This is a genomic window from Candidatus Competibacter phosphatis, assembly GCF_012939995.1.
Classification (GTDB): Bacteria; Pseudomonadota; Gammaproteobacteria; order Competibacterales; family Competibacteraceae; genus Competibacter; species Competibacter phosphatis.
The window spans coordinates 1-25007 of record NZ_SPMZ01000085.1 but is presented as its reverse complement, the minus strand read 5'-3'; the positions used below and the strand labels follow the sequence as shown (position 1 = coordinate 25007).

Sequence of the window (25007 nt, the reverse complement as noted above, 5' to 3'; positions counted from 1 at the left end):
GCGGCGCTTTGATCGGCGCGGGCGGGCGGCGGTGACGCATCGGATCGGTGGTGGCGTGACCGATGACGCACCGGCCAAGCCCAGCAAATCCCGGTCCCGTTCGGCGGTCACGGCTTGATTCATGGCCTCGTACAGCAGCGCCCGGAACTGCGAATGATTGTTGGCCAGATCGAGGGCGACGGCACCGACAATGATCTTGCGGCGGGTGTCGTCCTTTCTGGCCTGTTCTTTAAGGCGGGATTCTTCGAGGCGGATTTTCTGGGCCAGCTCTTCTTGTTGCTGGCGAAGTTTCTTGAGGCGGTCGGAATCCGGAGTAGCGGGCGATGACATGGCGGCGGGTCCTCATGGCAACAATTCTGTCAATCATAGCCAGCTCACCGGACCCACGCCAAGCATCGTGAAAAAAAAGGAGCCGTAGCGCGCATCCGGCCTAAACGAAGCAGCAACCTACAGGCGGAGGGTCTCGTAAAAAGTGGAGCCTTGTTGCGAAGTCAGCAAGCAAAAGTCATCCCCGAGCAGGCCGAGAGCATGGCAGGGAAGTGCGCACTTATACATCGCTGACGCGATGTGTGCGCACGGTGGGAACCCCGGCCCTTCGCGCGCGGTCCATCGGATAGCCCGGCGGGCGGGCCTGAACGGCCCGTTACCCGCCGTCATGCTATCCTTGTCGTGACCGACTCGACGACCTTGCGATTCCGCGAGGAGACTTTCCGCCTTGGCCCTCTATCGTTTCAGCGCCGAAATCATCGGGCGCGGCAAAGGTTACAGCGCGACCGCCGCCGCCGCGTATCGGGCGGGCGAGCGGATCGAGGACGAACGCACCGGCGAAGTTCACGACTACCGGCGGCGCGACGGCGTCCTGCATACCGAAATCCTCGCGCCCGAAGGCGCTCCCGCTTGGGCGCGCGACCGCGCCAAACTGTGGAACGCAGTCGAACAGGCCGAACGCCGCCGCGACGCCCAGCTTTCCCGGCAACTGATTCTCGCCCTGCCCCACGAACTGAGCGACGCGCAGCGCCAAGAGCTGGTGCGCGATTTCGTGCAACGCGAATTCGTCAACCGGGGCATGGTGGCGGACCTCGCCATTCACGCCCCCGACCGAACAGGCGACGCCCGCAACCACCATGCCCACGTCATGCTGACCATGCGCCGCTTCGACGGCGAGCGCTTCGGTAACAAGGAACGGGGCTGGAACGACGACGGCGTATTACGGGGCTGGCGCTATCAATGGGCGCAATTTCAGAACCGGGCGCTCGAACGGGCGGGCCACAAGGCCCGCGTCGATCATCGTAGCTATGCCGATCAAGGCATCGACCGCGAACCGACCCAGCACTTGGGCAAATGGGCGCACCGCATGGAAAAGGCGGGCAAACCCTCGCGGATCGGTGAGCAGAACCGGCAAGTCCAAGCCCGCAACGCCGAGCGCGCCCAACGCGAACACCAGTTCAAGGTGATTAGTCTCGAAGCCGAGCGCGAAAAGCGCCGTTTGCTGGACGCACAGCGCCACAAGATACAGACGGATTTCGCGCAAGCGGGAAAGCAACCGCCACCGCAAGCGCGGGAAGCGTTCGGCGACGCCGCTCGCGCGCCCGAAGCCGAGAAAGAGCGCGAGGCGGAGCCGGTCCCGATCCGGGAAGCGTTCGCGGAAAGCAGTCAGGCCCCACCCTCCGAAGTCGATCCGGTTCGGGCGGGTGAAGCCTTCGAGGACGCCCGCCGCGATCCGGACACCGGGGAGCGCGAACGGGACGAACGGAACGAACCGGAAATCTGGGACCGCGACGCCTACGAACGCGAACAGGCGGACAAACTGATCGAGGCCGCCATCGCCGAGGCCGAGGACGCGGAGCGACGGGCCAAGGAAGACGCCCGGCGCGAGCGGTTCGAGGACTGGGCCGCGCGGCAACGGCAAAAACTGTTCAGCCGCCAGCTCGAAGCCCGCGATGTTCAACACCTTGCCCATGAGCGCATCCGGGAACTGTGGGCCAACCGGATCGGGGAGGATTTCGACCGGCGGCGACGCGAAGCGAACGCCGATATCCGCGCCATCGAGGCGCGGCAGGCCCAGACCGGCATCAAGGCATGGCTATACCGGGTCAGTGGCGACGCCGAGGCGGACCGAACGGAGATGGACGTTTTGCGCGTGCGCAAACACGATCTTTCCCGCGAGCAGGAGATGGCGCGGGAGACGATGGAAGCACCGCTACGCGCCGAAGCCGTGGCGCTGAACGAACGGCAGGAAATCGAGTTGCGGCAACTGGAACGACAGCTTGCCGAAAAATGGGAACAGTCCTGGAACCGGACGGGCCACCGGGCCAACGACAACCAACGCGCGCGGAAGAAAAGCCGCGGCGATCAGGCGCGCGGGCGGGAGGAGCAAGACGGCGGAAGAGTGCGGGTTCGTAGCTACGATTGAGCCAGCAGGGCGTTCGGGTTCATCCTCACGCCGCTTGCGCGGCCCGCACTCGCTTGCGCTGCACGAAGCGTCCGATACCCCACCCGGCCCCGCCGAGGAGGGCCAGCAGGATGACCCATGTGGTCAACGGCCGGGCGAACAACGGACGCGGCGGCGGGTTATCGCGTAAGTCTTCGGCATCGCGCACGAGCTGGGCACGGACCTGCCGTTCCTGTTCCTTCTTGCGTTCGAGCGCGGCCTGTTTTTCGGCTTCCTCTTGCGCCCGGAATTCGGCCAGATAGCCATCGGCGACCGAACAGGGCAGGACGATATGGTTTTCCGGCAGGCGGCCATACGCTTGTATGAGCTTCGCCATGTAGGCGGCCTGTACCTTGCGGCATTCGTGCATCCGCCGCATCTCCCGACCGGTGCCCAGACACGCGCGCAGATGCGCGGGCAGATTATCGGGATCGTAATTGAGGCAGGCCGCCCATTGCGGTTGCCCGGTGCCCGGCAACGGTCGGGGCCGGGCTGGTGGGGATACGGGGGGAGGCGTTGCCGTGGCGGGCGGGTCTTGTGCCAGGTTTGACGGTACGGGCGCAGCCGGAGGCGCGGCGGGTACAGACGGCGCGGAAACTGGAGGAGCCGCCGCCGCATCTTCCCCCGGTTGCGTCAGAACGTCGGCCGCAAGCTGGCAATCCGGCCGGACATAGCCCGGCGGCAAGCCATTATCGGGCATCGCCGCGCGCAGGCCGGTTTCATACGCGCCGAGTACCTCGCCGCAGCCACGCAGGCGTTGCGCTCCCCTCCCCTGCCCCACGCCGTAATACCCCGGCAGCACGGTCTTCAGGCACTGGTGCAAATGTTCGGCCGGGGGCAGCGATCCGTAATCGAGGCAGCCCGACCAGTACGCCGTCTTGCCGGTCATGTCCTGAACCACGCGGGCCAGCAACGTACAGGACGGATAAAGCGGTTCACTCTTGGCGCGCGGCTCGCGCGAGCGCAGCCGCACCCCATGACCCCGGACCGCGCCGCGATAGCGGGCAATCACGGTTCGGCAGGGCGCGGTATCGAGGTTGCCATGCGCCATGCTACGCCCATCGGAGCGTTGCAGGGACGACATACAGGCATAGACCTGATCGTAACTTTCGGGGTCCACGGTGGCGCAGGCGTCGCTTTGCGCCCATGTCGGATCGGCCGCGCTCGCGGCCAGCAGGAACAGCCACACCGTCCGTTTCATGGCGTCAGCTTCTCGGATAGCGGTAAATGAAATAGCTACAGTACGGAAAGCCTCTGGAGGCGACATGCACGCGGGTCGAAATGCCGTTGACCGTCAGGTAACGGCAGGTCCACACCCGCTGTTCGGCGGTGTCCCACGCCATCCGGCCCTCTTCCTGCCGGATGGTGCCCATGACTGTTTGGCGCTCGATTTTCGAGGACTCCCAGATCAACACCCCGTCCGGCGTCTGGCGCGGGAGCAGCACCGCAGCGGCCAGCAGCAGCGCGGCGATACCGACCAGACTCCGTTCCCGAACCAGCCGAGGGGCGGGGATGCGCCGCCCGGTCGCCTGTTCGGTGCGCCGGGTCTGCGGGTTATGGCGATGCAGGACATAGCGCCAGCCCGCGCCCGCGAGAACGAGGACGGCCGCGCCCAGCAGCCACCACGGCGCGACCGCGACCGAAAACCACCACAGCAGACCGGGAAGCGGCGGCAGCAGACTGAAACGGGCGAGCAACACCCACAGGCAGCCCAGGGCCGGAAGCAGCGCGAACAGCGCGGCGAAGCCGTAAAACTTGAGCCGTTGCCAAGTTTCCAGCACGGGATCATCCCTCCTTTTTGCCGAACAAGCCGCCCAATACGCCGCGCGGCTTGGAGGGGGCGGGTGACGGTTGCGGCCGGGCGCGCAGCGCTTCGAGGGTCGGCGGTTCCGGCGGCGGCAGGGTCTTGGCCCAATCGCGCTTGCCCAAGAAAAACGGGTCCTCGTAATAGGCCACGCGCCGCAGCGCCCACGGGTCTTGTCCGGGGATCAGGACGATTTGCGTGCCCCGGTGGCGGGCGAACCAGTGCGCCACCTCGTCGGGCCGGAGCAATTCGGCGGTGTCGATCTTGGTCGAAACCCCCTGCCCTTCCGTGCCCGCCCGCTCGTTCTGGCTTTCGGTGACGGCGAGCACGGCGGTCTTGCCGAGGCGCTTGGAGACATGTTCCAGAGTGGTCAGATCGGTGTTGCCGAAAAACTGGTGCAGGCCCGCATTGCCGAGGAAGGTTTCCCAGCTTTGCGGATAGTGGCGCTTGAGCTGGGAGAGGTCTTGCAGGATCGGCCAGAGCTTGACGCCATAGCCCGCCATCAGGCCCGCCGCCGTTTCGATGACATCGAGCTTGCCGAGCGAAGCAAACTCGTCCATGAGAAACAGCACCGGAAAATCGGGCCGGGTGGGCTCCCGCTCCATCATGGCCAGAGACAGCCCGATCACGAGGCGCAGCCATCTTGCATGGGTATGCAGACGCGAGGCGGGCAGGCACAGATACACGGTCATGGCTTGGCGCTTCAAATCGCGCAGATCGAAGGCGCTATGCGCCAGCACCCGCTTCATGGCCGGGCTGTCGAGGAATTTGGTATTGCGCCGGGCCGTGGACAGGATGCTGCCGCGTTCGGCATTGGCCAGATCGAGCAGGGCTTCCGCCGCCATGGCGATGACCCCGTCGAACTCCTTGTTGGCGCGCAAGGGACCGTCCAGCAGGGCGATGAAGCCGCTCGATGAGTCCTCCTCCTCCTCCTCCTCCTCCGGGTCCGAGTCCGGCGGCGGCAGGCCGCGCATCAACAGCTCACGCACGCGGGTCAGGGTGCGGTGTTCCGGCGCTTCCGTGCTGACGACGTGCAGGATCAGGGCTTCCAGCACCGAACGGGCGGACTCGTCCCAATGGGAATCGCGGTCCCCGCCCGGCGTGACCAGGGCATCGGCGATCAGGGCGGCATCGTCGATGGCCAGCTCCCGGCCTTCCGGGGTGTCCGGATCGAACACCGACAGCGGGTTATAGGTGGCGCTCGCGTGGTTGGGAACCAGCTTGAACGGATCGAGGACGTAAACGGTTTGCCCCATCCCTTCGCAATACACCGACCCCGATCCTCGTCGCGCGGCAGTGAGCGTGGCGTTCTCGCCCTTGGGGTCGATGACCACCGCCGAGCCCGGATACAGGCACAGGTTCGGCACGATGATCGACACCCCCTTCCCCGCCCGGCTGCCCGCCACCGTGACGCAATGGCCGGGATCGTTCAGGCCCAGCAGCGCGCCGTCCGCGCCGCGCCCGAGCAAGATCATGCCGTCCCGGTAACCGAATTGCCTCTGGTCGATATGCGAGGACCGCGCCCAGCCCCGCAGCGCGATGATCATCCCCGGCCAGCTCCCCCACCCCGCGCGGTAGGTGTCCACGAATTCGGGCATTTTCCCTTGACTCTTTATTCGGAGGGTCTAAAACTCAAATAGCCTATTATTCGTCTTGTCTAAAAGTATACTTGTATACAAGCAGCATGAAGACTATCGCATTGATTGCCCAGAAGGGGGGAACCGGCAAGACCACTCTTGCCTTGTCCTTGGCCGTTGCCGCCGAGCGGGGCGGAGCCGTACCCGTCATCATTGATCTTGATCCGCAGGCCACGGCCTGCAACTGGAGCGACCGGCGCGAGGCGCAGACTCCGATTGTAGTAGACGCCCAGCCCGCTCGCCTTCCGAGCGCTTTGCAAAAAGCGCAGGAGGGCGGCGTTGATCTTGCTCTAATCGACACCCCCGCCCGGTCCGAACAATCGGCACTGGCCGCCGCCAAGGTTGCCGATCTTGTTCTTATTCCCTGCCGCCCGCAGATATACGACCTTGAGACGATTCCCAACACCAAGGAAATCTTGTCTCTGGCCGGAGGAAAACCCGCGCTTGTGATCTTGAATGCCACGCCTCCGCGCGGTAATCGGCATGAACAGGCCATCCGCGCCGTGGAGGAAATGGGGCTTTCCGTATGCCCGACTTTCTTCGGGCAGCGTTCCGCTTTCGGGGATTCCGCCGCGCTTGGCCTCACGGCGCTTGAGTACGATCCGGGCGGAAAGGCCGCCGAAGAAATCCAGCTTGTCTATAAGGCTATAAGTATACTTTTAGAGAAACCTAGAAGCAGAGTTCGAGACAATGGTAAAAAAGGCTGATTTGGCGGCTATCGTCAGAAGTGCTGGAGGCGGAACCCGCCACCGGGAAAGGCCGGAACCAATTCCAGATCGAAGCGAAGGGGACGAGCCGAAGATTTACCGGCAACCGGGACGCCAGAGCACTAGGCCGATTACTGCCCACTTCCCAAGGGAGGTCCGGGATCAGTTGAAAATTCTCGCCATAGAGCAGAATAAGACCTTGCAGGACCTGATTGCCGAGAGCTTCAATGACCTGTTTGCCAAATATGGCAAGCCAGAAATCGCACCCAAGGGAAAAGGCTAATCATCTTATTGTAGACAAGTATACTTTTCTGCTTTTCTATTTTTAGGGGCACGGCCAGACATGGACGAACTGGAAAGCTTCAAGATCACCATCAACCTCAGTGAATACGCCGCAGGGCAGGGGTACGAGCTGGACCGCAAGGAAAGCAGCCGTAATTGCGCCACCATGCGCCACCCGGACGGCGACAAGATCATTATCAGCCGTGGTATGGACGGGCACTGGATTTACTTTTCCGTGCGAGATGACGCCGACCACGGAACCATCATCGACTTCGTACAGAAGCGCCGGGCGGTATCCTTGGGCGAGGTTCGCCGCACTCTTAGAGCATGGACAGGCCCCGGCGAGCGGCCGAGGCTATCCACACAGCTTTATGCACCCGAGATCGAGCGAACCAGTAAAGACCGCGCCCGCGTGCAGGCCGATTTTGCCCGGATGCAGGCCGTTACAAGCCACCCTTACCTTGAGCGGGAGCGGCATCTTTCCGCCGCCGTGCAGGCCGACCCGCGCTTTGCCGGGAAGATTTACATTGACCGCCACGGCAACGCCGTCTTTCCCCATCACGACCGGGACGGGCTTTGCGGTTTCGAGTTGCGCAACAGCCGTTTCAAGGGTTTCGCCAAGGGCGGCCAGAAAGGGCTTTGGTATTCCGCCTTTTTCCCCGATGACCAGAATCTGGTCATCACCGAAAGCGCGATCGAGTCCTTGAGCTACCATGCCCTGCACAGCGCCGAGGGAACCCGCTATTTCTCCATCGCGGGTGAGATGAACCCGACGCAGCGCCAGTTGCTCGAAGCTGCCTTCCTCAAACTCCCGCCGGGCGCGTCCATCCTGATGGCCACCAACAACGACGCGGGCGGCAGGCACCTTGCCGGGGAGATCAAGGACATTGCTGTTGCTACCGGCCGCGCCGACCTTACTCTGATCGACCGCCACCCCGTGCGCGAGGGAACGGATTGGAACGAGGTTCTGAAAACACAGGCTGGCGCGTCCAGTTCCGGTACGCCAACGTTCCGGCCGGTCTAGGGCCGCCCGTTCTTGCGATATTTCTGGCGGCAGAAGGCAACGAAAGCCGGGCCGGGGCGTTGAGGGCTTTCCTTGTCGATCATCCATTCCCGCCATTGCCGTTCGAGTTCGTAAATATCCCAGCCGGGCGCGGCTTCTCTGGCGCGTTCATAGTCATCGCCGGATAGCCGGATTACCTCGAACAGAGGGCCAAGCGAAACGGGGGGAGGGGGCAAAGCTTCTTTCTTCCTGCCGCCTTCGTTTGGCATAGAAGATTTTCCCTGCAAGGCGTCTTCAAGCGCCAGCCGTTCATCGACTTTGCAGACTGTAAAACGTATCCGATCTACAGACCTGCCTTTTTTTGATCGGATGCACATCAACAGTGAATCCAGCCCCAAGCGGATTTGTATTAATTTGCTCTATCGCAGGCTGTATAACCCGTTGATTAAGGTGAACCCATCTTGTCAATTTTCCTTCTGGAACCTTGAGCCACTGGCGCAAGGCATCAAGTGAAACCTCCATAACAGGATCAATCTTGTTCACAATGGATTCCAGAATCTCATAAAGCGATACAGCGTATTTACCCGATAGACCTATCAGGAAATGCACCCGGAGCCGGGCAAAGCGCCCCGGCTCTTTCAAGATCGGTATCAGCATTGACGGAAATTCAAACCGTAGAAAACCGGTTTCCCTAGCCCGTTTTCCAACGGCGGCGGCGGAAAGAAGGCTTGCTATTCCCTGATACCGCTCATCTTCCTCTTCACACTCAAAAATGACCTTGGTATCCACCAGCCGCTTTGCGCTTTCCCATATCCAGCTTGTGTTGTGATCGCCGCCAAGCATACGAAAAACCTGATTGATTTTATGGGCGGACAATTCATGAATGCGTTTTTCTCCAAGTTCGTCCCAGACGGCGTGAAGCAGGAATGTCCACAGTTTGCGGTCCCGTTCCGTGTAAGGTCCTTCCACCTTGACGATGATGACAGGCAGAGGCACCGGCACAGTCGCCGGGTGGGTTTCCGATAGTTTCCAAGGGTCGCCGGTAGGAACGGGGTGTTTGCTCATAAGATATGAACTACCAAAGACAGGACACTTCATCAATCCATTATATGTGTCTTTTATGGGCGGAAAGGTGTGCGCTGAATTTGTGTCTTTTGCTGAATCTGTGTCCTTTCGCGCTGAATCTGTGTCCTTTTCGCGCTGAATCTGTGTCCTTTCGCGCTGAATCTGTGTCTTTTAAAACGATAATATTTTGTTTTATATATGTTTTTTCATGGGGAACACTAAGAACACTATTGAACATAAGAACACAGTGGCGAAAGGCTGTGGATAACTCGCGCCGGTGACGACAAATCACCCTTACCGGGCAGCAGGAAAAAGAAGATTTCTGCCGCCCGTCGATCTTGTTAGGCTTGTGATATGCGTAACAGGTTTTACACCCTATCGAGAAGCGCCAAACGCCATGCAGGAGGAGAGGCATTCCAGCAGGTGCGATGATGACCACGATCTACCTCGAACGGCGGGAACCTACCCACAACCGGCAGCGTTTCTACACCCTCACCGTAGCCCAAACCCTGTTCGGTTCGTGGACGCTCATTCGGGAATGGGGCCGCATCGGGCATCCCGGCACGGTCCGGGAAACATGGTTCGAGAGCGAAAGCGCGGCCATCGAGGCGGGCGCGAAAATCCGCAGGCAGAAGGAAAGACGCGGCTACCGCGCCATTGGCGGGGCAGGGGAGGGAGAGGAATGATAACGGGGATTGCGGAAACTCCCCGGCTGTAGTACCGGATAAAAGATTAAGAACTCTAACGAACAAAGGGAATCCATGCCGCTTTTACATTGGTTGACCCGCGAGGAGGACATTCACCGCGCTGCCCTTGCGCCCTATCGCCTTCTCGAAGAAGCGCCGGACTTTTCTCACGGCGACCGTGACACCGGCAACATGCTCATTCAGGGCGACAATCTGGACGCCCTCAAGGCCCTGCTTCCCTACTATGCCGGAAAAGTGAAGTGCATCTACATTGACCCGCCCTATAACACCCGCAGCGCCTTCGAGCATTACGACGACAATCTGGAACACAGCCAATGGCTGGCGATGATGTATCCGCGCCTTGAGTTATTTCGCAAGCTGCTATCCGAAGACGGGAGTATCTGGGTTTCGATTGATGACAACGAAGGGCATTATCTCAAGGTCATTATGGATGAGGTTTTTGGACGAGGAAACTTTATAGCGGCTGTAATTTGGCGAAAAAAACTACGCGCCAAAATCAAGTGCTCGCCACTTTTCAGAGGACCACGATTATCTATGGGTTTACGGGAAATCGGCTAATATTTGGTTGCCAAACCCAATGCCGCGCTCGGAAAAACAAGATAAAGCGTATAAGAACCTAGATAATGATCCGCGTGGAGCTTGGAGACCAAATAACCTTGCTGCCCGAAATTTTTACAGCAAAGGTACATATTCAATAACTTGTCCAAGTGGAAGAGTGATACAAGGGCCGCCGTCTGGATCTTATTGGAGAGTATCAGAGGAGAAGTTTCGGGAGTTGGATAAAAATGGACGTATCTGGTGGGGTAAAAATGGGAATAATGTTCCAGCACCAAAAATCTATTTGAGTGAAGTTAAGCAAGGCATCGTTCCTCAAACATTTTGGTCATATGAGGATGTTGGACACACACAAGATGCAAAAAAAGGAAATTGTCATTCTGTTTGGCAAAGATGTTTTTGGAACACCAAAACCGGAACGCCTTCTCCAAAGAATCCTGCAAATCGCTACCAACCCCGATGACCTTGTTCTCGACTCCTTCCTTGGTTCCGGTACGACCGCCGCCGTAGCCCACAAAATGGACCGTCGCTATATCGGCATCGAAATGGGCGAACACGCCGTTACCCATTGCGCCCCGCGCTTGCACAAGGTGATCGAAGGCGAACAGGGCGGGATTTCCGAGGCCATGGGCTGGAAAGGCGGCGGCGGTTTCCGGTTCTATCGTCTCGGTGATCCGGTGTTCGACGAGACGGGCCACATTTCTCCCGGTATTCGTTTCACGCCCTTGGCCGCCCATGTCTGGTTTATCGAGACCGGCGTTCCCTTCACCGGATCGGCGGATTCGTCCCTGCTGGGCATCCATGACGGCACCGCCTATTACCTGCTTTACAACGGTATTCTGGGCGACAAGCGGCCCAGTGGCGGCAATGTTCTGACCGCGAAAATCCTTGCCGCCTTGCCGCCCTTTGACGGTCCCAAAGTCATTTTCGGGGAGGGGTGCCGGATGAGCGCCGGGCGGTTGGAAAACGAGCGGATTACCTTCCGGCAAATCCCTTACGAGATTAAGGCGCGCTAGGAGAACAGCACAATGGAACTGAAAGCCTTTCAGCGCACGGCCCTGCAAACGCTCGAAACCTATCTTGAACGCGCTCATCTCACCGCTAACCCCGAGCAGGCGTTCGGCGAAACCTTGCGGCAACGGGAGCCGGAGCGCAACCCGCCGCCCTACCGGACGATTCCGGGGTTGCCCGGCGTGGCGAATGTCTGTTTTCGCCTGCCCACAGGCGGCGGCAAGACCCTGCTGGCGGCGCATTCCATCGCCGTGACCGGACGTGCCTATCTGGAGAAGGACTATCCCGTGGTGTTGTGGTTGGTGCCCACTAACACCATCCGCAAACAGACGGCCGAGGCCCTCAAGAAACCCTCCCACCCCTACCGCGCCGCGATTGACGCCGCCTTTGACGGCCGGGTATCGGTGTTCGACGTGTCAGAAATCGCCCAAATCCGCCCGCAGGATTTGACCGAACAGGTCTGCATCGTGGTTTGTACGATCCAGACCTTGAGGGTCACCAACACCGAGGGGCGAAAGGTGTATGCGCATTCCGAAAACTTTGAGCCGCACTTTACCCATGTTCCGGACAGCACGCCGGGACTGGAGCGGTTCGAGGAAGGGTCCAATAAGGGCAAGATCAAGTTTTCGTTCGTCAACCTGATGGCGGTTCACCGGCCTTTGGTGATCGTGGACGAGGCGCACAAGGCCGGAACGAATCTGTCTTTCGAGATGCTGGCCGCTTTGCGCCCGGCCTGCATCGTGGAATTCACCGCGACGCCGAACGCGGACGCCAGAAACGGGAGTAACGTCCTGTTTCGCGCTTCCGCCGCCGAGGTGAAGGCGGCGCAGATGATTAAGCTGCCAATCATCCTGACCGAACATCCCGATTGGCGCGCTGCTGTTCATGACGCCATTGAGACGCGGGCGCAACTGGCCGACACCGCCCAGAGCGACGCCCGCTATATCCGCCCCCTCGTGCTGTTTCAGGCGCAGGACAAGGGGCAGGACGTGACCGTTGAGGTCCTGAAAAGCCACCTGATCGACAACGAGAACATCATCCCGGAGCGCATCGCCGTTGCCACCGGCGAACAGCGCGAACTCGATACCATCGACCTTTTCGACAAGGCGTGTCCGGTCGAATTCATCATCACCGTGGAGGCCCTCAAGGAAGGCTGGGACTGTTCTTTCGCTTACGTCCTGTGTTCCGTGGCGAATGTCGGCAGCGCGACCGATATCGAACAGTTTCTCGGGCGTGTGCTGCGGATGCCCTACGCGGAAAGCCGGAGTCAAGAGGCCCTGAACCGTGCCTATGCGCATGTGTCCAGTCCCAGGTTCGGCGAAGGGGCGCGCAGTCTGGCGGATACTCTGGTCCAGAAAATGGGATTTGAACCCGACGAAGCCGCCGCCGCAATGGAAGTCCGGCAGGCGGAAATGCCGGGCTTTGAATCGCCGGGCGGCCTGTTTGACCGGACGCCCATTCTGCTCGAAACCGTCGAAACCGCGCCCGATTTAAGCGGCCTAGATGACGAAGTGACCGCGCGGGTTAAGGTGGAGACGCGCCCGGATGGAACCGTGACCGTGGCCGTGACCGGCGACATTCCCGAGGTGCTCGAACAGCGGCTTGCCGCTACCGTGAAGCCGGAGCGCCGGGAAGCCTTGCGGGCTTCCGTTCACCGCCACCGCGTCGCCTACCAGAACAGCATTTCTCCCGCCGAACGCGGCGAAGCATTCGCCGTGCCCCGCCTGTTCCTGAATGTGCAGGGGGAATTGCAACTCGCCGAGGAAGAACTGATCCTCGATTTGGGCGGATGGACGCTCAACGACCGGGCGGCGGAGCTATCCCCGGCGGAGTTTTCCATTCGGGAAACCGCCGAACGATGGGAGGTTGATCTTTACGGCGATAAAGTCGAATACAAGCACCTGGATCAAAACATCCAGCTCGAAATCGGCCTGCTCAAACTGGACTGGACGGATTTACAGCTTTCCCGTTGGCTGGACCGGCAATGCCGCCAGCCCGACATCACCCAGCCGGTATTGCTGGAATTTTGCCGCAGGCTGGTTACTTCCCTCGTGGAAACGCGCCGCCTTGCCCTGAACGAATTGGTGCGGTTCAAGTACCAGCTTGCCAAGGCTGTCCAACAGAAAATCGCTGCTTACCGGCGGGAGGCTTACGCGAAGGGCTATCAGGATTGCCTGTTCGGGCCGCAAGCCCAGATCGAGACGGGCTTTGCGGACGGTTTTGCGTTCGACAAACGCCCTTATCCGGCCGCGTGGTTCTACAAGGGACCGTACCGCTTCCAGAAACACTTTTTCGGCGGCGTGGGCGAGCTGGATTCCAAGGGAGAGGAATTCGAGTGCGCCCGGAGCATCGACACCCTGCCGCAGGTCAAGCACTGGATACGCAACCTTGCCACCCGCCCGCAAACCTCGTTCTGGTTGCCGACTTCCACCGACCGCTTTTATCCCGATTTTGTGGCCGAGCTACAGGACGGGCGCGCTCTGGTAATCGAATACAAGGGCGGGCATTTAGCCGACACGCAGGACACCAAGGAAAAACGGAATATCGGCCAGCTATGGGCCGAGAAAAGCGGCGGGAAGGGGCTATTCCTCATGGCCGAGAAGCGCGACGCCCAGGGCCGGGACACGCGGGCGCAGATAAACGCATTATGCGGGTGAGTTTTGAAACCATGAAAATCGTGAATGCTTTTCCTGCCTTGAACGAGAGGAAAGACTGATTTACTTTTTTTGTTGTTATTTGTGTGTTGTTTCTAAAAGATTATAGCGGGTTTTGAAGGAGCAAAGATATGGACATCATACTGAGTGAAGATGAGCAACAGGAACTCGTGGATGCGATCAACAAAATGCTGCCGTTGATTCCCGATAGCGAGCTTGAAATTGAAGTAATCGAACTTCCCGAAGGCGGAGCTGAATACAGATACCACATGTCCGAAAGGGTTCGGGCTATTTTTGAGAATCTCGCTTTTTTTGCGGGGCATGACCATAAACGAATACCTGAAATGGACCGTGCTGCCGGATTCTAAAAACTAGCGGCCGAAGGGAAGGGGCGCGATGGGATTTGTCAGGCCCGGCGAGGATGAAAAAGGCGCAATCGTAATTCGGACGATCTTCGGGGAAATCGCCGCCGATGAACGGAATCTGGATTGCCTTCTTGAGGAGCTGTTGAACGACCCGGAGCGATGCGCCGCCATCGGCTTGGAAGGCGGCCCCTTCTGCTATACCGATCTTGAGCGTCAGATTCCCTTTTGAACCCCGCATAACAGCTTTTCTATCTGATTGATATTTACCTTATTTTTTTCTTGAAAATGATAGTAAATACGCTATCATTAAATCATGGAAGGCAAAACAAGAACGATTTCATGGCTGAAGCCAGCCCGGAAAGCTTTCGAAGCGTTTCCGCCGGACGTGCAGGAGCAAATCATCGACGCTTGATTATCGCGGCCCGAGGGGAGAAGGCGAGGATTGCCAAGCCGATGACGGGACTCGGGTCAGGCGTGTTCGAGGTCGCTTTACCCTACCGGGGCGATGCGTACCGAACCGTTTACGCGGTCCAGATGGGTGAAGATGTTTGGGTGATCCATGCCTTTCAGAAGAAATCCACCCAAGGGATTAAAACGCCACAGCGGGAAATCGAGGTTATCCGGGAGCGGATCAAACGATTAAAGGAGATGCTGAAATGACCGAAGAACTTGAAATCATCCGAGGGAGCGGCAACGTTTATCGTGATCTGGGCTGGCCCGACGCCGAGGCCCGGCAGATGCGGGCGGAACTGGCGGCGGAGATCATCCGGGAGCTGCGGGAACGTGGGCTTTCGCAACGGCAGGCCGCCGAAATCACCGGACTGGCGCAACCGGATATTTCCCGGATCAAGAACGCCGACCTCAAGGGGTTCACCATTGACCGACTGGTGACGGTGTTGAACCGCCTCAATCAGCACGTCGAAATCCGGGTTTTCAAGTCCCACGGCGCATTCGCCACGCCCACGCTAGGGGCGGAATAACGAAAGTCTTTTTCCTACCGCCACAATTTTTCAAACCGCGCCGGATTAGCGGCGGTATAGCGGACGGTGTGCTGGATATTCCGATGCCCCAGATAGTCCTGAATGAGCCGGGTATCCGCGCCCTGATCGGCCAGAGCAAAGCCGCAGGCGTGGCGGAGCATGTGGGGATGGGCGGGCAGGGGCAGCCCGGCCATTTCGCCATAGCGGCGGATGGCGGCCCAGACGGTGCGGCGATTGAGCGGCGCGCGGCGTTCGCTGACGAAGAAAGCTTCCCCCGGCGGAGCCATCGCCGCCCGTGCCTTCAGCCACGCCTTGACGAGCCGCAGTTCATCCCCTCGCAGCGGGTGCGTGGTCGAAAGCCCTTTCTTGAGCCGGGCGACGTGGAGGCACCGGCTTTCGACATCGACTTGCGACAGCTTCAACCCGCAGGCTTCCGACACCCGCAAGCCATGGCGGAACAGCAGCAGCAACAGGCAGCGGTCGCGGGCCTCGTGCCGCGCCCCTTTGACTGCCTCAAGCAGCCGGTCCACCTCGCGGGCGGTCAGGTGTTTGCGCTCGTCCATCGTTTTGTCCCATGTGGGGGGTTTTCGGTCCCTTACGAATTCAAGGGCTTGCGGCGGTCCGCCCCGCTAACATAGGACAGAAGGGCACATTTTGTCTAATTTTTTCATTGTAGAGCCACATTAGATGTTCTATGCTCATACTCCCGCAAGATGCAGGCATAAAAATCAGAATACATTTGGGGGGGATCATCATGCTCAATTGCACTTGAGATATAAGTTTTATAGTATATAAATTATAGCTTCCAGAGGATTAAGAAATGGCGGATTTATCATCACAACCTGCTCCAATTCAGTCGATATACGGATGGTTTCGCGAAGACAAACTATATGTAAATCGTCGCTATCAGCGAAAACTTGTATGGACATTAGAGGAAAAAACAGAAACTCGTTGAGTCTATATTAAAAAAAATATCCTGTTCCCGCAATTCTTATTGCGGAGCGTGATTCTGCATTGGGTACATATGAAATAATCGATGGCCTTCAGCGCCTGCAAGCAATAATGTCGTTCATAGAGACAAGTTTTCCAACACTGGACAATCGATATTTCGATATAAAAACATTTTTTCTACAGCAAAAGGATATGCAGATGCTGGCGCTTTTTTCAGTGATAGAATCCCAATCATTTTTTATTGCAAAAAAGAGGTCAGTACGATTCTTGATTACAATCTTGCTCTATCAGTAATGAGAAATGCTACGGAATTAGAGATCAATGATGTCTTTAATCGAATTAATACATACGGGCACCGTTTGAGTGACCAAGAAAAGGCGACAATCAGGCGTTCAAAAATGCCTTTTCGACAATGGTTAGAGAGCTTGCATGCACACTTAGAGGTGATGTATCCGCAGAGGTGTTAACACTAAAGAACATGCCGTCCATTAGTATTGACCTGCCAAAAACTAAGCATGGCTATCAGGTCAAGGCTGAGGATGTTTTTTGGGTTACACAAGGGATATTACGATCCTCTGATCTAAGAGACAGTATGGACGAACAATGTATCGCGGACATTGCAGCGTGCATTGTTGGTGGAGAGTTAATAGAGCGCGCTAAAGATGCTCTTGATGAAATTTATGAGGATGGAAATAGTCAATCGGATAGAATTAACGCTGCACTAGAAATCTATGGTATTGAAAAAATTCTCCGCAGAGTTTAAGTATTGTATTGATCGCGTAATAGAAGTTTGTAATTGCCACACCAGTGAAAAAACTTAGAGATATTGTTTTCAAGAAACGGACTACGAATGCATTTCCATCAACTTTTTGCAACATTGCTAATGGCATTCCATGAATTGATTGTAAAAGATGGTAAGTCTATCTCTGACTATACTGGACTCAAAAATACCATGAATAACATTGGTGAACGCATTGAAACTGGTAAAAAAGGCAAACTTCGGTTGAAGAAAGAAGAAAAAAACATAAATCAGGTAAAAGGTTTGATCGGAACATACTTTATAAGCTCAAAAAATAACAATAATATATACCAGAATCATACATCTTCTGATGTTGATTCAGATATCAGTCGCGCGAAAAATTGAGATCGCAAATTTCGAGTTTAAGCAAGGATTATTAAGGCTATCTGATTCTAGAGATATTGATAACTCTATATTTGAAAAAAGTTAACAAAACAATTTGTGCTATAGCTAATAATGGGCCAAATCACGTTGGCAAAAATTATTATAGGTGTTGCCGATAAGGATGAGGATGCAAAACGTATTGAAGAACTCTATAAAATCAAATCTAAGAAAGTAGCCGGTCGGCATATAGTTGGTGTTGAGCGAGAAGCTAAGCATCTTGGCATAAGTACTGATAGATATTTCCAAAAATGGAAAAATGCAATTAAGAATTCGCTACTTTCTGAATCATTAAAGAACGATGTTCTTTCCCATCTAGACTATAATTCATACTTTGGTTATGGGATTATTGTAATAACCATTCGTGGGCAGAAAAACCTGTCATTCTTCGACGAAGATGTATATTGGCGCTCTGGTGATTCAACTGAAGTTGCCAAGGGAGCGAAACAAGTATCTGACTTGACGCTTAGATTCTCACTTTCTACCACTGCTCCTCCTTAAGTGATTTATTTCATAACAGACGGAAGCGGTATAAGGTTGATAGCCCTTTTGTCGCTTTCCATCCTCAAACGAAACAATGGCTTAGAAAGCGGTGGATAACCGCGCAAAAGGGAACCTTTTCGCGCGGTAGCAATATGATAGATCGGAGTGAAAGGTCTACTTCAACAAGGCGTTGAGATGCTTGAACGCGGCTTCGAAGCGGTCCTTGGCGGCGTCTGAAACCTGTTGCCAGAGCTTAGCCGCATTCTCTGAGAAATACCGAGCGGGCCTATAATGATTAAAGGAGCCGGAATTTAGCGGATTCGCTTCAAAATTGGCTTCGATAGCTCGCAGCGTGCGCGGCTGATTAGCATTCAATGCCCCCGGATCAATCGGCGTTTTCAATTCCTTCGCAAACTCGGCATTCACAAGGCCCACATAGAAATCGCGCTCGAACATATCTTCCACATCAGCTTCGTTTCTCCCGGTGAAATCCCCGTAGGTGGTAACCTGTTTCTTCTTGAGTAGCTTCTTTTTTGTAGAGGTCTTCGATCAGCGCACGGTCGCTGTTCTGGATGTCGAGCAGCGTGGCGACATTTATGCCCTTCTGCGGTGCCAACAGCGCGACGAACGCGGGAACCTTGCCGCTGCCGCCTACAGGTGTAATCACCCAGTTTTCTGACAACCCCACGCGCCCCTCTCGCTCAAGCTGGGCGGATACGGCCCGCAGATAGAGCATGTCGGTAGGGCCTTCGACGACTAGCGAATTGGGACCGATGAACAGCGTCTGTTGAATCTCATAGCCGAGCGCACCTTGCAACGGAAACAGGCTGTCATCGGTCGCGTCGAACACGTTGGTTAGCACCTTCGTGCCGTCCTGATCCTTTGGAAGCTGTTCCTTCGCGTCGATTCCCAAATCCTGCACGATCCGCACCCGCCCGAACTTCGTCGGGTCGATCATGAAGGGCGAATGGGTGGTGTAGAGAAGCTGGTGGGCCGACAACTCGGTCTCAAAATACCGCAGAAGGTCGGCCTGCGCGCGCCCGTGCAATGACAGGCCCGGCTCGTCGAGCAACAGGATCACATTCTGTTTCTGGCGCTTGATATCCTCGTACCATGCAAGGAACGAGAAGAACCAGACGAAGCCGCGTGAGCGCGTGCCCAGCGGCGTGTGCGCCCAGTGCACCGTATCATACACTTCGCCCCAGACGTTGATGCCATTCCGCATGCCCGGCGGGTCTTCGGGCTTGGCGTCCCGCACGTCGAAGCGCATCTGGATGTGCTGGTTCTGGGACCAATACTTGACGATCCGCCCGGTCAGATGGTTTCCGGCCCCTTCGAGTTTGTTCTTAAGTTCGGTCGTGTTCTTTGCCTCGATGAGCTGTCGGTGATTGAGCCTCGCCAGATTGATGAGGCCGATGAGCGGATGGTCGGAATCCTCAAGTTGCTTGGCCTCCTCGCGACCAATTAGGGCGTTGAGGTTGGCTTGTCCCTTCATCTGGTAGTATTCGTCGAAGTAGAGGTACTTCGGTGCTCGCGGCCAGATCAGGGAATTGAAAATGTAGGAGGCGAGGCCCTTTTCAAGGATTTTCGTCACTGTTTCTTTGAGTGTCTTGACTGCTTCGGTAGTTTCCGTAGTGTCGAGTACGGCGAAGAACGTGTCCCAGTCCGCAGCCCCATTGAGCGCGTCCTTAAGTTCGTCTGGCAGCGCGGGATTGTCAGCCAGATGTTTGCGCGCGGCGGAGTCGTCCGCCACAAGATGGAACTTACTGTTCGTCTTGCCATAGTAGGTCTTGCGGGTGAATGTCTCGTCCTTGAGAACCTTCGGGCCGAGGACTAACGTGATGGCTTTACTATCGTCTTCCTCCAGTTCGTACAGGCACTCGACGACCACGGCCTCGTCGCGGTCCTTGTTCTCGACCGCGAAACGGTAGTCCTCAACCTCGCGCTTGGGATAGTCGTAGGTTTCATCGAACTCGGTGGCTTCGGGAATGATCGGGTTGGTGCGGTAGAGCGCCGTCAGAAGTGCGGTCTTCCCAGCCTCGTTCTTGCCTACAAGGCAAGTCATCTGGTCGTCGACTTGAATGGGGCCGGAATCCCAAATGCTCCTAAATTCGCGGACCCTGAACTCTCTCAGCTTCATCGTGGCTACTTCCTCATATGCCTAACACTTAAAATGGCCTTGTCGGTAAAGACGCGCTTGCACCTTGCCGCCCTTAAGCAGGCAAAGTGCAAGTCAGGATTTTTGTCTTCGGTCGAGACCCGCGCATAGCCGATTTTCATGGGCCTGTTTTGTCTCTGATTTATGGCACAACCAAGTCGTTGATTTAGCAGGGATGAAAGTTTGTGTCAAAAATATTCTCTTTTGTCACATCGCGTAGTTTCCGGAAAAGGCCAGAGAGAAGTCACACGTTGAGTTCCCTTTTTTCCCATCGCCCCGTTTCACCTTGCGTTGAGGTCGCCTGTTCCTTGGGCGCTCTTCGTTTTTTCTTCGTTTGCCTGACCCGTTGCGGGGACCCGGTGACGATGGCCGAAAGCGGCGTTCCGTCAATCCCCGGCCCGCTCCATTCGCCGCGCTGACGCGCGGCTCCCCGTGTTGGGGGATTGACCGCCCGCCTGTTCGCTTTCGGCCCTTCGCACCGTGCCCCCCGCCGTGGGGGTCACACGAACAGAAGGAACGAAGATCATGACTCACGGAAACAAGTGCCTGACCGCCAACGCCCTGAGAACCTTCACCGGCACCGAGCATTGGTATCGCCACCCGCTCGCGCGCCATGTCCTCTACACCGACGGCGCGCGGTACGTCGCCGAGCAGGGCGGCGCGTACTGGCTGCTGGACGCCATCGCCTTCGCCCAGAAGGCCGTCGCCGCCGTGGAATTCCAGCTTTGGAAACTGACGGTGCAGGCCGACCGCAGCGCCCACCTGATTTGCGAGGACGGCAACGGCGGCGTGGTGTTCTCGAAAACCATCGACTACACCGACTTTCCCCTGCCGGAAATCGACCTGTACTTCACCGACGGCGTGATCCTGCTCCCGAGCGAGTATTGACGCCCGGTTCGCCCGCTTGGGGTTTCCCCCAGGCGGGCTTTTTTCGTGGCGAGGGCGGGAAAGGAACAACGGACCGCTTGCGCGGACCGTTGCCGGTTTTTGGTGGCCGTCCGCGCTTCGCGTCCGGCCCTTGGGGGCGTGCCGCCCCATCGCCGTCAAGGCCAAGCCCTTCGGGCGGAACCGCGCCGTTTCCCCCGCCTTCCGCGCCGCCGGTGGCGGCTTGTGCAGGCCGGGTGATCCCCCTCGGCGCGGTCCGGCCTTGACGGCAGCCCCCCGCTTATCGGCGCGGGCCTAGACGGGTTGCAGGACGCAACCCTGCTTAACCAAAAGAAAGGAACAGGCCAATGACCAAGGAACGACACGGCATCACATGGCACGGCATCCGGATCGAAATCACCTATACGCCGGACACTTCCCCCGCCTTTCGCAAAAGTTACGGGCGCGCGCTCGATCATCTTGAAGTTCGCAGCCTTGCACCCGAGCGCGAACCGTTGCCGATCACCGAAACGGGGTATCTCTCACAGTTTTACGCCCGGAACGTCATCGAGGAGGGCGGCGGCCCCGCCGCCCTCGTTCTGGCGTGGCTCGATCACTACGCGCAATCGCCAATCTGGCAGGCGAAGCAAATCAGCCGTCAACAGCTTGACCTGTTTTCCGAAAACTTCTAAACCCGAAAGAAAGGACTCTCACCATGAAACAGGACGTTTATAGCCGCGTCACCGACACGATCCTTACCGCGCTTGAACACGGCACCCGGCCATGGATGCAGCCATGGAACGCCGCGCACGCCGCCGGACCGATTTCCCGGCCGTTGCGGCACAACGGCAAACCCTACAGCGGTATCAACACCCTGATGCTTTGGGTCACGGCGATGGAAAAAGGCTACGCCGCGCCCATTTGGATGACCTACAAACAAGCGCGCGAGCTGGGCGCGCAGGTCAAGAAAGGCGAACATGGCAGCTTGGTTGTTTACGCCAATACCCTCACCCGGACCGAAACCAACGAAAAGACCGGGCAGGACGAGGAAATCGAAATCCCCTATATGAAGGGCTACACGGTTTTCAACGTCGAACAGATCGACGGGCTTCCCGCGCATTACTACGCTTTGCATGAAGCGCCACACCTGACGGACGCACAGCGCCACGCCAAATTGGACGCCTTCTTTGCGGCGACGAAAGCCGACATCCGCCACGGCGGCAACCGCGCCTTTTACGCCATTGGCCCCGACTACATTCAAATGCCGCCGTTCGAGAGCTTCCACGACCCGGAAAGCTACTACGCCACGCTCGCCCACGAACAAACGCACTGGACGCGGCACCCCTCGCGGCTTGCCCGCGACATGGGGCGCAAGAAATGGGGCGATGCCGGTTACGCCATGGAGGAACTCGTTGCCGAAATCGGCAGCGCTTTCCTGTGCGCCGAGCTGGGGCTAACCCCCAAAATCCGCGACGACCACGCCGCTTATATCGCTTCTTGGTTGACGGTCTTGAAGGACGACAAGAAAGCCATCTTCACCGCCGCCAGCCACGCCCAGAAAGCCGCCGATTATCTCCTGAACCTGCAACCGGCCCCGGCTCCCGATCCGGAGCCGGACGCCGGAAGCGACGACACCCCGCCGGTTCCGGATTCCGCCCCGGAACCCGAACCGGTGCGCGTGTCCGAATCCGAGCCCGCCACCGGGGAAGACGCCCCGGCAAGCGGTCCGTCCGTACTGGACGGACCGCCCGCGCCGCCACCCGGCGGGCCAAGGCAGTTATCGTTTTTCTGAACCCCCCGGAACCCCGAGCTGATGAACACCGACTGGACCATCGAACCCGGCAACGCCGGACCCGGCACCCTCACCCATCACGCCGCGCCGCGTTTCACCGCGCAATGGACCAGTGGCGCGGAGGAGCTGGCCGGGATTGACGGCCCGTGCTGGACAGCGGAGGGCAGCGACGACGCCGACGCCCTGCACCTGTTCGGGTTTCAGTGGACGGACCCGGTTCCGGAGCAAGCCGGATTCGAGCGGCTGATGCAACAGGCCGCCACCGCCATCGACGCGTGGATTAGCGGAAGACTGTAGAAAGGATTTTTCGAATGGACGAAACGCCGCCGCAGGAATGGACCGTGATTTCCATCGGCGCGGATTGCGGCGCGCTCACCCACCACACCGCGCCCCGCTTTCGGGTGTTCTGGGACGAAGGCAGCGATATTTTCCGGGGCATTGATCTTGACCGGATCAAAGAGCAAGGGCGCGGGTCGATGGTGCCGGTTCCGGGTCGCATCCCCGCCACCGAAGACGGCGAAAAGGACTTGCGGTTTTTCGCCTACACTTGGACGGACTCCCCGATGTTCGGGTTTTTCCAACCCGCATGGCTGGACGGACTGATGCAGCGCGCCGCCGTCGCGGTTCGCCACCGCAGCCGCCAACTGACGGCGCAGAAATTCACGGTGCTGGACATGCTGACCGGGTTCGGACTGGTCGCGCATCATGAATACCCGCGTATGTCGGCATGGTGGCAACGGGCCGTCTGTGGACGGCTGATCGGTCTGGAACATGCCACCCCGGAGACCGTGCGACACATCGACGACGACCCGGCAGACCTGCTCGAACTGTTCGAAGCGCACTGGCAAGACCCGAGGCCGGAGGCGGCACACTGCGAACACCTGATGCAACAGGCCGCCGCCGCCATCGAAAACGCCCTTGCCGAGCAGGTTCAACAGATAGCGCATTTATACGGGGACCCGCTCGACAAGGCGGCCTCATAACCGCCTAGCGAACGCGCCACCCGTGCCCAAACGCACGCCTCTTTCTTTTCCTACTGCCCCGCCTTCGTTTTTATCGAAACTGCCCGAAACGTCCGCCCGCAGGGTCCCGCGCCGAGTGCCGCACCGCGCCGCCGAAGCCGCACCGTTTCGGTGAACGGTGAACGGCCCCGGAACCGACCGGCTCTTTGGGCGGCAACAGCAGACCGCCAAGGGCAAAAAGGCATGCGGCCTGATCTTGTAACCCCCTCTTTTCCCATTGCCCCGCCGTCCCATCCGCCGGGCGCAACAGTTCTCCCGTCGCGCCCGGTCACGGATGGACGAACGCGGCTTGGGGGTTTTCGTTGCCCTGTTCCTGTCGTGTACTCCTGTCTGTTTGCCTGACCCCTTCCCCTTATCGGAATGAACGGACGATGAGCCGAGACAACCGGTTTTACAAGGGGCGGCCCGCTCCATTCGCCCCGCTGAAGCGGGGCTCCCGTGTGGCCCCTTGTAAAACCGGTTTTGTTCCCGGCTAACCCATCGCCGCATTCCCGAAAGGGAATCGTTCAAACCAAAACCGAAAGGAGTACACGACATGAACAAGGAAACCGCAAAACGCCCCGAGCTGATCGCCTACACCGTGACCGAGTCCGGCGGCGAGAATCGCTATCACCGGATCGGCGCGGCGTGGCAAAACAGCAAGGGGGGTTACAAGATCAGGCTGCACGCCCTGCCCCTGGACGGCGACATCCTGCTGTTGCCGCCCAAAGACCCGGCCTGATCCGTCAGCCGCTACCGGAGTCCTCCGGTAGCGGCTTTTCGGCGGCGCTTTGATCGGCGCGGGCGGGCGGGCGGTGACGCATCGGGGATCGGGGGTTTGCGGGTTGACCGATGACGCACCGGCCAAGCCCAGCAAATCCCGGTCCCGTTCGGCGGTCACGGCTTGATTCATGGCCTCGTACAGCAGCGCCCGGAACTGCGAATGATTGTTGGCCAGATCGAGGGCGACGGCACCGACAATGATCTTGCGGCGGGTGTCGTCCTTTCTGGCCTGTTCTTTAAGGCGGGATTCTTCGAGGCGGATTTTCTGGGCCAGCTCTTCTTGTTGCTGGCGAAGTTTCTTGAGGCGGTCGGAATCCGGAGTAGCGGGCGATGACATGGCGGCGGGTCCTCATGGCAACAATTCTGTCAATCATAGCCAGCTCACCGGACCCACGCCAAGCATCGTGAAAAAAAAGGAGCCGTAGCGCGCATCCGGCCTAAACGAAGCAGCAACCTACAGGCGGAGGGTCTCGTAAAAGTGGAGCCTTGTTGCGAAGTCAGCAAGCAAAAGTCATCCCCGAGCAGGCCGAGAGCATGGCAGGGAAGTGCGCACTTATACATCGCTGACGCGATGTGTGCGCACGGTGGGAACCC

29 protein-coding genes and 2 pseudogenes are annotated in these 25007 nt (G+C 58.2%); 22 read left to right on the top strand and 9 right to left on the bottom strand.

The window, feature by feature from the left end; all coding sequences use genetic code 11:
• Window positions 1-330, bottom strand: a 330-nt coding sequence (locus tag E4P82_RS20325; protein ID WP_169250586.1) for a hypothetical protein, incomplete at its 3' end; no start/stop codon positions are given.
• Between the two features lie 385 nt (window positions 331-715).
• Between E4P82_RS20325 and mobQ the strand changes: the two genes are divergently transcribed.
• Window positions 716-2413 (top strand): MobQ family relaxase, encoded by a 1698-nt coding sequence (gene mobQ / locus E4P82_RS20320; RefSeq protein ID WP_169250585.1) that lies wholly within the window; start codon window positions 716-718, stop codon window positions 2411-2413.
• A gap of 25 nt (window positions 2414-2438) precedes the next feature.
• On the opposite strand, the gene E4P82_RS20315 is transcribed toward mobQ, so the two are convergent.
• From E4P82_RS20315 to E4P82_RS20305, 3 genes are read right to left on the bottom strand one after another with little or no spacing between them, the layout of a single operon-like run.
• Window positions 2439-3632 carry a hypothetical protein gene (locus E4P82_RS20315; protein WP_169250584.1) on the bottom strand — a complete coding sequence of 398 codons (1194 nt, stop codon included), beginning with the start codon at window positions 3630-3632 and terminating at the stop codon, window positions 2439-2441.
• A gap of 4 nt (window positions 3633-3636) precedes the next feature.
• On the bottom strand, window positions 3637-4212 hold the full coding sequence (locus E4P82_RS20310) for a hypothetical protein (protein WP_169250583.1): 576 nt from the start codon (window positions 4210-4212) through the stop codon (window positions 3637-3639).
• Between the two features lie 4 nt (window positions 4213-4216).
• Window positions 4217-5833, bottom strand: a complete 1617-nt coding sequence (locus E4P82_RS20305) for a type IV secretory system conjugative DNA transfer family protein (protein ID WP_169250582.1) — start codon at window positions 5831-5833, stop codon at window positions 4217-4219.
• A gap of 86 nt (window positions 5834-5919) precedes the next feature.
• Here E4P82_RS20305 and E4P82_RS20300 point away from each other — a divergent pair, with 86 nt between their 5' ends.
• From E4P82_RS20300 to E4P82_RS20295, 3 genes are read left to right on the top strand one after another with little or no spacing between them, the layout of a single operon-like run.
• Window positions 5920-6579, top strand: coding sequence for an AAA family ATPase (locus tag E4P82_RS20300; protein ID WP_169250581.1), 660 nt, complete (start codon window positions 5920-5922; stop codon window positions 6577-6579).
• A complete protein-coding gene (locus tag E4P82_RS23345; protein WP_312915903.1) occupies window positions 6563-6862 on the top strand; it encodes a ribbon-helix-helix domain-containing protein in 300 nt (99 codons plus the stop codon). Before E4P82_RS20300 ends, E4P82_RS23345 begins: the two co-directional genes overlap by 17 nt.
• A 60-nt stretch (window positions 6863-6922) precedes the next feature.
• A complete protein-coding gene (locus E4P82_RS20295) occupies window positions 6923-7885 on the top strand; it encodes a DUF3991 and TOPRIM domain-containing protein (RefSeq protein WP_169250580.1) in 963 nt (320 codons plus the stop codon).
• On the opposite strand, the gene E4P82_RS20290 is transcribed toward E4P82_RS20295, so the two are convergent.
• Window positions 7882-8100: a hypothetical protein gene (locus tag E4P82_RS20290; protein WP_169250579.1), complete on the bottom strand. Its 219-nt coding sequence runs from the start codon at window positions 8098-8100 to the stop codon at window positions 7882-7884. The genes E4P82_RS20295 and E4P82_RS20290 overlap by 4 nt on opposite strands.
• A gap of 73 nt (window positions 8101-8173) precedes the next feature.
• Window positions 8174-8929: a replication initiation protein gene (locus E4P82_RS20285; protein WP_169250578.1), complete on the bottom strand. Its 756-nt coding sequence runs from the start codon at window positions 8927-8929 to the stop codon at window positions 8174-8176.
• Between the two features lie 428 nt (window positions 8930-9357).
• Here E4P82_RS20285 and E4P82_RS20280 point away from each other — a divergent pair, with 428 nt between their 5' ends.
• From E4P82_RS20280 to E4P82_RS20250, 7 genes and pseudogenes are all read left to right on the top strand, one after another.
• Window positions 9358-9615, top strand: a complete 258-nt coding sequence (locus tag E4P82_RS20280; protein WP_312915899.1) for a WGR domain-containing protein — start codon at window positions 9358-9360, stop codon at window positions 9613-9615.
• A gap of 75 nt (window positions 9616-9690) precedes the next feature.
• Window positions 9691-11207, top strand: a pseudogene (locus E4P82_RS20275) (site-specific DNA-methyltransferase).
• 12 nt (window positions 11208-11219) lie between these two features.
• A complete protein-coding gene (locus E4P82_RS20270; protein WP_169250577.1) occupies window positions 11220-13859 on the top strand; it encodes a DEAD/DEAH box helicase in 2640 nt (879 codons plus the stop codon).
• Window positions 13860-13987: 128 nt separating this feature from the next.
• The gene (locus E4P82_RS20265) at window positions 13988-14224 is read left to right on the top strand and encodes a hypothetical protein (protein ID WP_169250576.1); all 237 of its coding nucleotides are present in this window, start codon (window positions 13988-13990) and stop codon (window positions 14222-14224) included.
• A 28-nt stretch (window positions 14225-14252) separates the two neighbouring features.
• Entirely contained in the window at window positions 14253-14450 is a 198-nt protein-coding gene (locus E4P82_RS20260) for a hypothetical protein (RefSeq protein WP_169250575.1), read from the top strand.
• An 84-nt stretch (window positions 14451-14534) separates the two neighbouring features.
• Window positions 14535-14881: pseudogene (locus E4P82_RS20255) on the top strand (type II toxin-antitoxin system RelE/ParE family toxin).
• Window positions 14878-15201 carry a helix-turn-helix domain-containing protein gene (locus E4P82_RS20250; protein WP_169250574.1) on the top strand — a complete coding sequence of 108 codons (324 nt, stop codon included), beginning with the start codon at window positions 14878-14880 and terminating at the stop codon, window positions 15199-15201. The pseudogene E4P82_RS20255 and the gene E4P82_RS20250 overlap by 4 nt, the downstream one beginning before the upstream one ends.
• Window positions 15202-15215: 14 nt before the next feature.
• On the opposite strand, the gene E4P82_RS20245 is transcribed toward E4P82_RS20250, so the two are convergent.
• On the bottom strand, window positions 15216-15764 hold the full coding sequence (locus E4P82_RS20245) for a tyrosine-type recombinase/integrase (RefSeq protein ID WP_169250573.1): 549 nt from the start codon (window positions 15762-15764) through the stop codon (window positions 15216-15218).
• Window positions 15765-16215: 451 nt separating this feature from the next.
• On the opposite strand from E4P82_RS20245, the gene E4P82_RS24005 reads away from it, so the two are divergent.
• The 4 genes from E4P82_RS24005 to E4P82_RS22580 all read left to right on the top strand — a co-directional run bounded on the left by E4P82_RS24005 (window position 16216) and on the right by E4P82_RS22580 (window position 17833).
• Window positions 16216-16446, top strand: a complete 231-nt coding sequence (locus E4P82_RS24005; protein WP_338140973.1) for a hypothetical protein — start codon at window positions 16216-16218, stop codon at window positions 16444-16446.
• 184 nt (window positions 16447-16630) lie between these two features.
• On the top strand, window positions 16631-16915 hold the full coding sequence (locus E4P82_RS22590; protein WP_246327761.1) for a hypothetical protein: 285 nt from the start codon (window positions 16631-16633) through the stop codon (window positions 16913-16915).
• An 87-nt stretch (window positions 16916-17002) separates the two neighbouring features.
• A complete protein-coding gene (locus E4P82_RS22585) occupies window positions 17003-17296 on the top strand; it encodes a hypothetical protein (protein WP_246327760.1) in 294 nt (97 codons plus the stop codon).
• 111 nt (window positions 17297-17407) lie between these two features.
• On the top strand, window positions 17408-17833 hold the full coding sequence (locus E4P82_RS22580; protein ID WP_246327759.1) for a hypothetical protein: 426 nt from the start codon (window positions 17408-17410) through the stop codon (window positions 17831-17833).
• Window positions 17834-17989: 156 nt separating this feature from the next.
• Here E4P82_RS22580 and E4P82_RS22575 read toward each other — a convergent pair whose 3' ends face one another.
• Both E4P82_RS22575 and E4P82_RS20235 read right to left on the bottom strand, forming a co-directional pair.
• The gene (locus E4P82_RS22575) at window positions 17990-18280 is read right to left on the bottom strand and encodes a hypothetical protein (RefSeq protein ID WP_246327758.1); all 291 of its coding nucleotides are present in this window, start codon (window positions 18278-18280) and stop codon (window positions 17990-17992) included.
• A gap of 1 nt (window position 18281) precedes the next feature.
• Window positions 18282-19955, bottom strand: a complete 1674-nt coding sequence (locus E4P82_RS20235; RefSeq protein WP_246327757.1) for an ATP-dependent nuclease — start codon at window positions 19953-19955, stop codon at window positions 18282-18284.
• Between the two features lie 543 nt (window positions 19956-20498).
• Here E4P82_RS20235 and E4P82_RS20230 point away from each other — a divergent pair.
• The 7 genes from E4P82_RS20230 to E4P82_RS20200 all read left to right on the top strand — a co-directional run bounded on the left by E4P82_RS20230 (window position 20499) and on the right by E4P82_RS20200 (window position 24747).
• Window positions 20499-20861 carry a DUF6876 family protein gene (locus E4P82_RS20230; protein WP_169250572.1) on the top strand — a complete coding sequence of 121 codons (363 nt, stop codon included), beginning with the start codon at window positions 20499-20501 and terminating at the stop codon, window positions 20859-20861.
• 344 nt (window positions 20862-21205) lie between these two features.
• Window positions 21206-21529 carry a hypothetical protein gene (locus tag E4P82_RS20225; protein WP_169250571.1) on the top strand — a complete coding sequence of 108 codons (324 nt, stop codon included), beginning with the start codon at window positions 21206-21208 and terminating at the stop codon, window positions 21527-21529.
• Window positions 21530-21552: 23 nt separating this feature from the next.
• Complete coding sequence (locus E4P82_RS20220; RefSeq protein WP_169250570.1) at window positions 21553-22629, top strand: ArdC family protein; 1077 nt, start codon at window positions 21553-21555, stop codon at window positions 22627-22629.
• 21 nt (window positions 22630-22650) lie between these two features.
• The gene (locus E4P82_RS20215; protein WP_169250569.1) at window positions 22651-22926 is read left to right on the top strand and encodes a hypothetical protein; all 276 of its coding nucleotides are present in this window, start codon (window positions 22651-22653) and stop codon (window positions 22924-22926) included.
• Between the two features lie 14 nt (window positions 22927-22940).
• Window positions 22941-23612, top strand: coding sequence for a hypothetical protein (locus tag E4P82_RS20210; RefSeq protein ID WP_169250568.1), 672 nt, complete (start codon window positions 22941-22943; stop codon window positions 23610-23612).
• 574 nt (window positions 23613-24186) lie between these two features.
• Window positions 24187-24372 (top strand): hypothetical protein, encoded by a 186-nt coding sequence (locus E4P82_RS20205; protein ID WP_169250567.1) that lies wholly within the window; start codon window positions 24187-24189, stop codon window positions 24370-24372.
• A gap of 201 nt (window positions 24373-24573) precedes the next feature.
• Complete coding sequence (locus tag E4P82_RS20200) at window positions 24574-24747, top strand: hypothetical protein (protein WP_169250566.1); 174 nt, start codon at window positions 24574-24576, stop codon at window positions 24745-24747.
• Window positions 24748-25007 lie beyond the last annotated feature (260 nt).